The 12,874-nt window shown below is 33.8% G+C and carries 7 protein-coding genes; all 7 read left to right on the top strand.

Annotation, left to right across the window (positions count from 1 at the left end; genetic code table 11):
- Nucleotides 1–126 precede the first annotated feature (126 nt).
- The 7 genes from AC1PU0_RS12455 to AC1PU0_RS12425 all read left to right on the top strand — a co-directional run bounded on the left by AC1PU0_RS12455 (nt 127) and on the right by AC1PU0_RS12425 (nt 12,753).
- Complete coding sequence (locus AC1PU0_RS12455; protein WP_206849688.1) at nt 127–2,271, top strand: glycosyltransferase family 2 protein; 2,145 nt, start codon at nt 127–129, stop codon at nt 2,269–2,271.
- 43 nt (nt 2,272–2,314) lie between these two features.
- Entirely contained in the window at nt 2,315–4,276 is a 1,962-nt protein-coding gene (locus tag AC1PU0_RS12450) for a DUF7657 domain-containing protein (RefSeq protein WP_479998439.1), read from the top strand.
- A gap of 28 nt (nt 4,277–4,304) precedes the next feature.
- The gene (locus AC1PU0_RS12445; protein WP_206849690.1) at nt 4,305–5,459 is read left to right on the top strand and encodes an EpaQ family protein; all 1,155 of its coding nucleotides are present in this window, start codon (nt 4,305–4,307) and stop codon (nt 5,457–5,459) included.
- Between the two features lie 166 nt (nt 5,460–5,625).
- Nucleotides 5,626–7,020: a sugar transferase gene (locus tag AC1PU0_RS12440; protein WP_206849691.1), complete on the top strand. Its 1,395-nt coding sequence runs from the start codon at nt 5,626–5,628 to the stop codon at nt 7,018–7,020.
- Between the two features lie 14 nt (nt 7,021–7,034).
- The gene (locus tag AC1PU0_RS12435; protein ID WP_111248327.1) at nt 7,035–7,859 is read left to right on the top strand and encodes a glycosyltransferase; all 825 of its coding nucleotides are present in this window, start codon (nt 7,035–7,037) and stop codon (nt 7,857–7,859) included.
- A gap of 408 nt (nt 7,860–8,267) precedes the next feature.
- Nucleotides 8,268–11,000 carry a GW domain-containing glycosaminoglycan-binding protein gene (locus AC1PU0_RS12430; protein ID WP_479998438.1) on the top strand — a complete coding sequence of 911 codons (2,733 nt, stop codon included), beginning with the start codon at nt 8,268–8,270 and terminating at the stop codon, nt 10,998–11,000.
- 190 nt (nt 11,001–11,190) lie between these two features.
- Nucleotides 11,191–12,753, top strand: a complete 1,563-nt coding sequence (locus AC1PU0_RS12425) for a glycosyltransferase family protein (protein ID WP_069654367.1) — start codon at nt 11,191–11,193, stop codon at nt 12,751–12,753.
- The last annotated feature ends 121 nt before the right edge of the window (nt 12,754–12,874 follow it).

Raw genomic sequence — 12,874 nt, 5'->3', positions numbered from 1 at the left:
AGAGCCATTGTTCCTGCCACTTTAGTTGCGTAGAGACAACGGATACTACACTTACGTTTCGATTGCAGCAATTGCTAAATGCTAAAGCATTGAAGGTCGGACCTCTAAATACAAGGAGAGCTAAACATGAACGATGAGATAAAAATCATTATTGATAGTATCTATCGAGAGAAACAAACAAATAATTTGACGGTAACTGGCTGGGCTTTGAATACAACTTCAAAGTCCTCTCCAGTTATTTCAATCAACAATCAAGAGCAAGTAACGTCTTATGATATCAAGCGTGTTTTAAGGGAAGATGTCAATCAGATTTATGAGGCAAATCCAGATGTTTTAGCAGGATTTGAACTAAAATTAGATGGTATCCAAAAGAAAAACAAACTGGAAGTTCATTTTGTTTCAGAGGATTCAAAATCAAGTAGAACAGAATGGATAGACTTATCTAAAAAATATCCTTTAATTCCTGGTACTGAAGATAAGATGGCAAGATTGATGACAAAAGTACATAAAGGCATTAGTTATCTAAAAAGAAATGGTATCAAAAGTACGATACAACGAGTAAAAATCGAAAAAATCAGAAACCAATCTTCTTATCCAAGTTGGTTAGAACGAAATGAACAGTTCGATTTTGAGCAAATCAAAGCTGAAATCAGTACCTTTGGCTATCAACCTAAAATTTCGATCGCAATGCCAGTTTATAATGTCGAAGAAAAATGGCTGCGACGCTGTATTGATTCTATTTTGATCCAAGATTATTCAAATTGGGAACTTTGTATGGCGGACGACGCTTCGACAGACCCTAAAGTAAAAGAACTTTTAACAGATTACAGGAATGCAGACGAACGAATCAAGGTTGTTTTCAGACCTGAAAACGGTCATATCAGTGAAGCAACGAACTCTGCATTAGCAATAGCCACTGGAGAATTTGTGGCATTATTAGACAATGATGATGAGCTACCAAGAATTGCTTTTTATGAAATTATCAAAGCTTTGAACGAAAATCCTGAATTGGATTTAATTTACAGCGATGAAGATAAAATCGATATGGAAGGCAATCGTTCAGATCCCTCTTTTAAACCAGATTGGTCGCCTGACTTATTGTTGGGAACAAACTACATTTCTCATCTTGGGGTATACCGTAGAACGATACTTGAAGAAATCGGTGGGTTTAGAAAAGGGTATGAAGGTTCTCAAGATTATGATTTAGTTCTTCGATTCACTGAGAAGACGACAGAAGCTCGAATCAAACATATTCCTAAAGTTCTGTATCACTGGCGTATGTTGCCGACGTCAACTGCTGTTGACCAATCATCAAAAGGGTACGCATTTGAAGCAGGGCTTAGAGCAGTTCAAGACGCTTTAGTTCGTCGTGGAATCAAAGGGCATGCTACTCATGGTCGGGCAAATGGGTTGTACGATGTCTATTACGATATTGAATCAGATGACTTGGTTTCAATCATTATTCCAACTAAGAATGGGTATAAAGATGTCAAACGTTGTGTGTCTTCAATTATTGAAAAAACGACCTATAAAAATTATGAAATCATTATTGCGGACAATGGTAGTACAGATGAAAAAATGAAAGAATTGTATGACTCTTTCGCACAACAACTTGATGCTCGTTTTCGTGTAGTCGTGATTGATATTCCATTTAACTTTTCTAAAATAAATAATATCGCAGCGAAAGAAGCGAGAGGGAAGTATTTCTTATTCTTAAATAATGATACTGAAGTGATCAACGCTGATTGGTTAAAACGAATGGTTTCTTTTGCGCAACAAGAACGAATTGGTTGTGTTGGGGCAAAATTATTATATCCAAATAACACGATTCAACATGCTGGGGTGATTTTAGGATTAGGTGGAATTGCAGGGCATGGACATTATGGCTATCCGCATGGGGATTTAGGTTATTTTGGAAAGCTAGCCTTAAATGTTGATTATCTAGCTGTAACAGCCGCTTGTCTATTAATAAAAAAACAAGATTTTGAAGCAGTTTCTGGTTTTGATGAAGAATTTACAGTGGCATTTAATGATGTCGATCTTTGCTTAAAAGTAAAAGAACTAGGTCGAGATAATGTTTGGTTACATGAAGCGGAACTCTATCATTTTGAATCTCAAACCAGAGGATATGATGATAAAGGGAAAAAGAAAAAACGCTTTGAAAAAGAAAAAGCGATGATGGAACGTAAATGGTCGACTTTGATCGAAAATGATCCGTTTTATAATCCTAATCTTACAAGAGAAATACCTAATTTTTCATATAGAGACTAGACACAGGATCAATAATTTTTGTGACGATGAAATGGAGTTAGAGATGGAATTCAATCAAGTAGAAGAGAAAAAAAGAAACAATCTAAAGCATCAGTTTATTACAATAATAGATAAACTGATCAACGCTCGTTTTTGGCTTGCTTTACTCGTGTTTATTTTGATTTTGATCTTCAAATTACATGGTAGCTCAATCAATATGTGGGATGAATATGTTTCAGATTATACTGAAGGGGCAGATAAACAAGGAGTAATCTTTGGCAAGCCAAGACCAATAAGGTCAGATGAATGGATGGTTCAAACACCTTATAGTCTATCGCAAACGCAAACTGGGTTAAAAAATCATAATGAAATGATAACAATAGATGGCCAAAATATGGTCATTGGGTACAACTCTCCAGCTTTAAATCTAGCAACCCTTGCTAAACCTTTTACTTGGGGCTATGTTCTTCTTGGAAAAGAAAGAGGATTATCATGGTATTGGGGCCTCAAATTGATAGGATTGATGTTATTGTCCTTTGAAATAGGCCTTATTTTAACAAAGAGAAATAAGTACTTAGCGCTTTTAACAAGTGTTTGGATTCCTTTCTCAGCCGCGATTCAATGGTGGTTTGTTTCTCCAGTTGGAGATTTGGTCTTTTTTACTTTTGGTTTTCTGGTTGGGATTTATAATTATTTTTATTATCATGAAAATAAACGTTGGCGGATATTCTTTTCATTGCTTGCAAGTATTTGTGCATCAGGTTTTATTCTGGTATTATATCCAGCCCTTCAAGTGCCGTTTGGGTATCTGATCTTGCTTTTCTTGATTGCATTTTTTATGGACTTTCGTCATAAAGTGAAATTTGATAAATTTGATGCTGTTTCGATTGGTTTAGCTATTTTTATAACAGGCTTGATCGTTACAGTTTCTCTGATTACTTCTTGGGACTCACTTATGGGTGTTTTGCATACAATTTATCCTGGAAATAGAGTATCTGTTGGTGGTGATTTTGCCAAAAAAGATATTTTTCTCTTCTTAACGAATTGGAAGATGCAGTTTCAAGATGTTGTGTACAATAATAATTCAGAATTAAGTAGTTTTTATCACTTCTTTTTCGTTATATTATTGATGTCACCTGTACTATTTTACAAGAAAATCAAGGAAAATAGTTATGGATTCCTCTTATTTATATTCTGTGTATTTAATTTAATATGGATGAGCGTTCGCTTCCCAACTTTTTTTGCGAAGATTACGCTTTGGTCATATGTGCCAGAAGAAAGAGCTTATCTAGCCTTCAGCTTTTCCGCGATTTTACTAAGCATTTGGTTCATTCACTATATTTGGGAACAGAAAAAATTAGCATTGCTGCCTCAAATTTTGATCGTTGGTTTTAATCTTGGCTTGTACTTTTTTGCCTTATATACAGGAAATCTAAGATTGTATTTGAGTAAGCTTGAAATTATCATGATATTAGTATTAGCTGGAGTACTTATTTTTCTTCTGCTCAATAAACGAAAATATCTATTCTCACTAGTATTAGTAGGTGTTGTTCTTTTCACCGGCTGTGGTGTAAATCCTGTGGCTAGGGGCGTAAATGCTGTTTATGAGAAGGAACTTGCGCAATCAGTGATGGAAATAGAGAAGAAAGATCCAAACCAGGTGTGGGCAGGTGAACGTATGATGCATGCCTACTTACCGATGTTAGGTGTTCATACTTTTAATGGAACGGCCTTTACCCCTAATCTGGATTCTTGGAAACCACTTGATCCAACTGGGAAACATGAAGATATTTATAATCGCTACTCTCATATTTATGTTGAAATAGGCAATAACGAGCAACAATTTGAATTGCTGAATGCGGATGCCTTTGTGGTTAGGTTAGGATTGGAAGACTTGAAAAAATACAATATCAAGTATTTAGTAACGTATGAGAATATCGATAAATTTGCCACAGAAACAATTCAGTTGAAACAGTTATACGGACCAGACACAAATGGTGCTTATATTTATCAAGTTATTTACTAATTGAGCGGTCTGTTGAAAGGATGTTAATATGGACAAAATCCTAAATAGAGTAAGTAACCTAGTTTTACTGGTTACTATTGCTGCTTCATATTTAATGTGGGTGGTGGGAATTGGAACAAAAACAACTTCATTTATTTATGAAAACAGTGTGTATCTTTTAGCAGCGGCAATTGTATTCGTTTTGTTGTTAAAAGTTAAAGAACTTACGAAAAATGACTGGATACTTATTCTTTTAGCAGGTGCTATTTTTATATTTTATACAGTGACCTCCTCAATAAGACATAGTAATCGATTTATTAATGTATCAATTCCTTTGATTATTCTTTTTCTACTTTGCTTTAAAAAGGCAAGATTTACCAAGCAAGATTTCGGCTTGCTTGGTGGGATCACAGGTATATCTTTAGGGGTAACACTATATAGGATCTATACAGAATTGCCTAAACTAGTACCAGCAGACGCTATTTGGAAAAATAGCAATAAGTTAGAAGCTATTTGGATCAACACTAACACAATTGGAATGACACTGCTTTTATCTGTGATAATGCTGACGAGTTTAATAAAATCATTCAATGTTGGCTATTTCAAATTGCTTGTTATTCCAATCTATGCTAGTGGATTGATGGCTATTTGGGTCTGTCAGTCAAAAGCTTCATTGGGGGCGTTGGTATTATTTATACTCATCGATAATGTAATCCCTAAAAAATTACTTCAAAACAATTATGTATTACTCTCTTGTTTTAGCCTGATGTTCAGTTTAGGACCAATCGTTTTTTACGCTTTTTCAAAATCTGATACACTTAATTTATTTACGGGAAGAGAAAGAATTTGGGCAGAGTTTTTTGAAAAGTGGTTCTCTAGTAGTCAAAATATGCTGATTGGTATGGAACCTTTTACCGCTTCTTGGAAGTCATTAGGTACGCATAATAGCTATATTTATGTTTTAGGGAACTATGGAATTATTGGCTATATCTTGATTTTTGGCGTACTGTTGTACTTGTTAAGTTCAAATATACGCAAAAAAAGAAATCTTTCATTATTTCAAGTTAGCCTATTTCTAGGATTCTTGGCGATATGTGTCCAGTCTACGATGGAAGAAACATTATTAGCCAACTACTGGATACCTATTGTTTATGCTTTTGTAGGAATTGCACTACAGAAATCGGAAGAGAGCCCTTTAGAATAGGAAAGTTTTATTTAAGGGAGCATCGTTAAGCCAGTTGGTTTGATCATTAGATTGTTGTTTTTTTTTAAGACGCAATATGGTAACATAAAACTTGAAGTTTTGTATGAAAGACAGTATTTTAGTCATAATATATCAACACTTTAAGTCATTAGGAAGGAAGGTAAAAATGTCAACTAAAAATGAATGGAATAATGCAAAGCGAATTGCGATTATTATTGTAGATGTTTTAGTCTTCAATTTTTCTGTATTGGTTGGATTTTGGATTAAATTTGGATTTAACATTCCTTCATATAATTTTGTCTCATATGAAAAGTCTGCTATTTACATTTCGCTATTTTTTATCTTTTTAAATTTGTTATTGGGTGCATATGTTTTTTATAATCGAACGATCAATGACATTATTTTTGTGACTGTCATCGGGCAGTTTCTAACGATTCTGTTCATAATGACGATAACCTTTGCTGGTCGCTGGTTTACGTTTCCAAGGTCAGTACTGATTTATACATTTATTGTCAGTATTGTATTGCTGAGCCTTTGGCGAATTCTAGTATACTTTTTATATTTGAAAGTTAGTTCAATAAAAAAAGTTGTCATTCTAGGGACGGAAGAAAGTGTTGTATCAGCAGCTCAAAATTTCGTTAGTCATAAGAATAAAAAACATCAAGTGACAACGGTTATTGTAGATCATTATTATGATAATTTGACGAAGTTGCTGGATCAAATCGACATTGTCTATATTTCTAGCCACATTGATGAAAATGAAAAATTTAAAATTTATAAACTCGTTACAAAGGCTGAAAAGAAATTGTTTTTAAATACAAGTTTTGAGAATTTGATCATGTTGAAACCTAATATGATGAACTTTGAAGATGAAAGTATCATTGAAGTTTCTGACTTTAGAATAAAAGGGGAAGACAACTTTATTAAACGATTATTTGATATTGTTCTATCGTTTGTTCTACTAGTAATTGCCTCGCCCTTGATGCTAATAGCAGCTATTCTTGTTAAAGTAACTTCTCCAGGTCCAATCATTTACAAGCAAACGAGAATTACATTAAATCAAAAAGAATTTCCTATCTTAAAATTTAGAACCATGTCTGCAACTGCAGAAGCTAAATCAGGTCCGGTATTATCTACAAGTAATGATAGTCGGGTTACAGTTGTGGGTAAATACTTAAGAGCACTAAGAATCGACGAACTACCTCAATTGATCAATGTTATACGTGGAGATATGGCAATTGTTGGTCCAAGACCAGAAAGACCATTTTTCGTTGACCAATTTAATAGTGAAAATCCTCAGTACTATCTAAGACATAATGTACGAGCTGGAATTACTGGATATGCTCAAGTGTATGGAAAATACGCATCAGATTACAATAGTAAGTTGAATTTCGATTTATTATATATTAAGAACTATTCCTTGATGTTGGATTTAAAAATACTATTGCAAACAATCAAAATTTTATTTGATAAGGTATCCTCGCAAGGTGTAGAAGAGGTTGAACGTAGTGAGAAAGATCTTTCTTTTTTAAGCGAAAACAAAATCGATTTATTTAAATGAAACGAGTGAAAAAAATGCAAAAGATAGCTGTTAGTGTATTAATGTCGATCTATGTTAAAGAGAAACCAGAATACTTTATTCAAGCTATGGAAAGTACGATCAACCAAACGGCTCAACCAGAAGAAATTCTGCTAGTCGAAGATGGCCCACTGACGAATGAGTTATATGAAATCATTCAGCAGTACAAAGAAAAGCTTGGGGAACAACTCACAGTGATTTCATTGGAAGAGAACCAAGGGCTTGGTACGGCTTTAGCTATTGGAGTAGAGAAGTGTAGAAATTCTTTGATAGCTCGAATGGACACTGATGATATTATGGTAGAAAATCGTTTAGAAGTACAATATCAAGAGTTTTTGAAGAATGACAAGTTAACGATCTTGGGTTCAAATATTATTGAATTTGAAGGAACTCCTGATAATGAGCTTGCAAGAAAACATATGCCTGAAAGTAATGAAGCAATTAGAACCTATTCAAAACGAAGAAATCCATTTAATCATATGACAATAATGTTCAAAAAAGAGGCAGTCATAGCAGTTGGAAATTATCAGCCTTTGCCAGGATTTGAAGATTATTATTTATGGGTGCGTCTTTTGAAAGAGAATTCAGTAAGTTTAAACTTACAACAGACTCTTGTCTATGCAAGAACAGGGGCTGAAATGTATTCTAGAAGAGGTGGAGTTTCCTACTTGATTCCAGGGCTAAAAGCTAGATGGATTATTTACAAAAAGGGTCTGGGGAAAATCAATGATTTACTATTTGTTTCTTTAGTCCATATAATCATTAGTTTAATGCCGAATAAACTAAGAGGCTCGTTTTATCAAAAACAACTTAGAAATTAAAGATAGAAGTTGCTAAAATAAGAAAATTACTTTCGCTGTTGTGTTATCAGCCATTTTAGAAGGGATTTCCTTGTAAAATATACACTTGTTTATAAGGAATCCTGATTCTAATTTAATAAGTATTTAACGTTTTATTGAATTATTGTGACCATAAAGTTATGAGTAGCTAGAAGCTGTTTTAACTTGTACATAAAATAGTTTAAAGACCAATCTACATACATATGAACATTGAGTTATAACCATACCATATCATTTATACGAAAATTTTTAACAAACTAAAATATGTTTAATGAACCCAATAATCGAGTTGAAAAAATTTGATACGACTAATTTTAAGAATAAAATCATGAACTGTTGGATTTTGAATAAGTTGATGGGCATGTTAAATAATTATGAGAGGAATATTTGATGAAAAAAATTTTTATTTTAGTAGGAGTACTTGTTGCTATTACTGGTTTCAATTCTCAAGCTTGGGCAAACGAAAATGCCGAAGTAGTAAGCTCTACTGAACATACAACGGAAACAACAAGCAGTATTAGTGAGACAGAAGAGTCGAGTAATTCAACACAAATGGAGAGTCACAATCAATCGAAAGAAGAGGAGCTGAACTCTTCACAAGATATAGAAATCACTGAGAACAATAATTCACCAATGGGCAAACAAGCGCAAAAAAATCCAGATTTTTTGCCGACAGATCCTAACCGACGTTCAGACTTAGTTGCAACACCACAATTCCGTTCTTATGCACTTGCAGTTCCTTATTTTACGGCAACAGAACCGAATAGACCGTCAATCAACTTTGTCGATGTATCTTCACACAACGGTAATATATCAGTTAATGATTACAATATAATGAAAAGTTATGGAGTAACGGGAGTTGTTGTAAAATTAACGGAGTTTACGACCTATGTCAATCCATATGCAAAAACTCAGATTGAAAATGCTAAACAAGCTGGTTTATCTGTATCGGTATATCATTATAGTTGGTTTTCTGATGCAAAAATGGCTGAAGCAGAAGCTGACTTTTTTGCAAGCCAAGCTTCGGCGTTAGGGCTGTCTAAGAATACGGTGATGGTAAACGATGCAGAACAAACGCAGATGGCGGAAGGAAATGTAACGGCTAATTCAGTAGTTTTTCGAAATAGATTAAATGCTTGGGGCTATAATAAAGTTGCTCATTATTCTATGTTTGATTGGTTCAACAGAAAAATATTAGATACAGCTGTTCTAGGTTTACAGAATAGTTGGGTCGCTCAGTATCCATACAATCCTGTAAATACAAATTTACTTCATACAAATTATGCAGCATGGCAATGGTCCTCAGAGGTAACTTTCCCAAATGTTAATACTGGAATAGGCGGTAAATTTGATGTCAATATTTCGTATAATAATTTGTTTCTAAGTTCAGGAGATTCCTATGATCTTATAGATTATGAGAAAGATGTAAACGTTAAAGGGATTATAAAAAGTGGACAAAATCATGGGATTTATAGCAAAATTTACAATACTGAGGGAGATAACCCAAGACTAGGAAGTAGTCCAACGTACGCTGGAAAAGATGTAGAGATCATTAAAGAGGCGAAAACAGTAAAAGCGACGTGGTACCAATTCAAAGTAAACGGTGTCGTCGTAGGTTGGATGGATGCGAAAGGATTTGACACTTATGACGCGATCGAATATGAGAAAACAGTCAGCTTCAAAGCAAAAGTAAGTTCAAATCAAAACCACGGCATCTATAATAAAATCTATTACACGGAAGGCAATAATCCAAGACTAGCAAGTAGCCCAACGTACGCTGGAAAAGATGTTGAAATCATTAAAGAAGCGAAAACAGTAAAAGCCACATGGTACCAATTCAAATTAGGTGGAAAAGTAATCGGCTGGATGGATGCGAAAGGCTTCGATAAGTATGATGCAATTGAATATGAGCGAGCTGTCAGCTTCAAAGCAAAAGTAAGTTCAAATCAAAACCACGGCATCTACAACAAAATTTACTATACGGAAGGCAACAATCCAAGACTAGCAAGTAGCCCAACGTACGCTGGAAAAGACGTTGAAATCATTAAAGAAGCGAAAACAGTAAAAGCCACATGGTACCAATTCAAATTAGGTGGAAAAGTAATCGGCTGGATGGATGCGAAAGGCTTCGATAAGTATGATGCAATTGAATATGAGCGAGCTGTCAGCTTCAAAGCAAAAGTAAGTTCAAATCAAAACCACGGCATCTACAACAAAATTTACTATACGGAAGGCAATAATCCAAGACTAGCAAGTAGCCCAACGTACGCTGGAAAAGATGTTGAAATCATTAAAGAAGCGAAAACAACAAAAGCCACATGGTACCAATTCAAATTAGGTGGAAAAGTAATCGGTTGGATGGATGCGAAAGGCTTCGATAAGTATGATGCAATTGAATATGAAAAGACAGTCAACTTCAAAGCAAAAGTAAGTTCAAAACAAAACCACGGTATCTACAACAAAATTTACTACACGGAAGGCAACAACCCAAGACTAGGAAGTAGCCCAACGTACGCTGGAAAAGACGTTGAAATCATTAAAGAAGCGAAAACAGTAAAAGCCACATGGTACCAATTCAAATTAGGTGGAAAAGTAATCGGTTGGATGGATGCGAAAGGCTTCGATAAGTATGATGCAATTGAATATGAGCGAGCTGTCAGCTTCAAAGCAAAAGTAAGTTCAAATCAAAACCACGGCATCTATAATAAAATCTATTACACGGAAGGCAATAATCCAAGACTAGCAAGTAGCCCAACGTACGCTGGAAAAGATGTTGAAATCATTAAAGAAGCGAAAACAGTAAAAGCCACATGGTACCAATTCAAATTAGGTGGAAAAGTAATCGGCTGGATGGATGCGAAAGGCTTCGATAAGTATGATGCAATTGAATATGAGCGAGCTGTCAGCTTCAAAGCAAAAGTAAGTTCAAATCAAAACCACGGCATCTACAACAAAATTTACTATACGGAAGGCAACAACCCAAGACTAGCAAGTAGCCCAACGTACGCTGGAAAAGACGTTGAAATCATTAAAGAAGCGAAAACAGTAAAAGCCACATGGTACCAATTCAAATTAGGTGGAAAAGTAATCGGTTGGATGGATGCGAAAGGCTTCGATAAGTAGTTGGATCAATAAATAAATTAACGATATTTAAATGAATGACCATCTCTAGCAAATGTATTTGTCTGGGATGGTCTATACTTTGGATATAAAGATATCAATAAACTTAGTGTGTTTTAAGAAGATTTGTTCTATTCGCTAGCGGACTGAAAATAAAAAAGGTGTAGAGATAATGATTATAAAGAGGTGGCATATGAAAAAATATTTGAATTATATTTATACATTTTTCTTAGCAGCATCTATTTTTACAATGTTATGGGCTATTTTTACGACAATTTTTTCTCCTAGGATTGGGGAAATATTTTCGTTATTTAGAAATGTTCATTCAACCAAAACAATTATCTTGATTAATAGTAGTTGTTTCGTTTTTACGTTACTTTTGTATCCTGTTATTGCCCGCTTTTTGGCGAAAGGGACAAAAAAATGGGTACTCAGTAATAAATTCACTTTTATTTTTTTTACGATAGAATTGACAATCTATTTTATCTCGCTATTACTGTTTATCAAATTTATTGGCTTTAAACAAGCTGTAGATGACGCTGCAATTACATTAAAATTTTTGGATCAGTTATCTCTTGGTGAGAAGTGGGGATATAATTATATGTATTCTAACCCTCAAAACCTTCTTCTAATGTATATTTTTTCAGCTATTCGGACCTTTTTTGGTCCTAACTACAGTTCAATTATTATAGTATTTAGTCTAATGCATATAATCACGATTCTGTTGACCTTTTTATCGTTAAAGAATTTAAAAGTCAGTAATTTAGTGTCCTTAGTAGCGATTCAGATTCTTGTCTTTGCTATTCAAATTACGTTACATGTTCCTGTTGCCTATACAGATATATTATCTCTATTTTTCATGTCAGTAACGTTGTTCTTCTTTACGAGCTATTTAAAAACAGCAAATGAAGGAACAAATAAATTCAGCTATCTTTATATCATATTAACCTCCATTTTTTGTGTGTTAGGTTTTATTAGTAAGGGAACGGTGCTTATACTAGTGATTGCGTTATCCTTATTTTTATTATTATATAATAATGGAAAGCGAAGAGTCATAGGGCTGGTTCCTTTTATATTCTTATTTTTCGGTCATTTTTTATGGGGACAATTTATCGATTCTCAGAATCTATTTCCAGATAAAAATTATGGACAGCCTAATACTCATTATATAATGATGGGGTTACATAACACGCCTATTCCTGATGACTTGCCTAATGAGAACAAGGCTAAATGGACAGTTGGCGCTTATGATTCAAGTGAGCAACGATTTACTTGGGATATGTTTTTAGATAAAAAAATGTCAAAAGAGAAAATTCAAGTAGAACATATAAAAGTCATTAAACAAAGACTTAAAGCTATGAATCTGATACAACTAATTCAGGCACTTAATAACAAAGTTTCTGTAACGTGGGGTTCAGGAGATTTAAAATCTTCTTTTGAAGTCTTTTTGGGTACTGGAAAAAATCAAGAAAAAATGTGGGTTTTCCAAAATAATTTCAGCGGTTTGATTGTTTATTCAATCATGATGGTCATCCAATATTTGATTTATTTAGGTATTATTTTTTCTGCAATTAAATTTTTCAAAGTTATAAATCCATTTATATTTTTTAGTAGTATTTATATAACGGGATATTTTGTATTTTTATTAATATGGGAGTCCAGTCCAAGGTATTCTATGGGGATTTTTATACCAGCTATTTTAGCAATTGGGTTATTATTTCAAAAATCAGAAGAAAAACATAAAAAAATAGTCTGATTTATAAAAACTATACGTTGTATTAAATTTTTATCATTAATAATACTGAGATCAAGTATCAGATTTTCTCTGATACTTGATCTCAGTATTTTTTTTGAATAAATAATAAACTAAGTAAAAG

Source organism: Enterococcus sp. XAF26B05_ASV22, assembly GCF_056727285.1.
This window is presented reverse-complemented; position numbering and strand designations above follow the sequence as displayed.

Excerpts from the sequence above, each read along its gene's own strand:
- AC1PU0_RS12450 (WP_479998439.1), top strand. The coding sequence starts at position 2,315 with ATGGAATTCAATCAAGTAGAAGAGAAAAAAAGAAACAATCTAAAGCAT.
- AC1PU0_RS12435 (WP_111248327.1), top strand. The coding sequence starts at position 7,035 with ATGCAAAAGATAGCTGTTAGTGTATTAATGTCGATCTATGTTAAAGAG.
- AC1PU0_RS12425 (WP_069654367.1), top strand. The coding sequence starts at position 11,191 with ATGAAAAAATATTTGAATTATATTTATACATTTTTCTTAGCAGCATCT.
- AC1PU0_RS12440 (WP_206849691.1), top strand. The coding sequence starts at position 5,626 with ATGTCAACTAAAAATGAATGGAATAATGCAAAGCGAATTGCGATTATT.
- AC1PU0_RS12430 (WP_479998438.1), top strand. The coding sequence starts at position 8,268 with ATGAAAAAAATTTTTATTTTAGTAGGAGTACTTGTTGCTATTACTGGT.
- AC1PU0_RS12445 (WP_206849690.1), top strand. The coding sequence starts at position 4,305 with ATGGACAAAATCCTAAATAGAGTAAGTAACCTAGTTTTACTGGTTACT.
- AC1PU0_RS12455 (WP_206849688.1), top strand. The coding sequence starts at position 127 with ATGAACGATGAGATAAAAATCATTATTGATAGTATCTATCGAGAGAAA.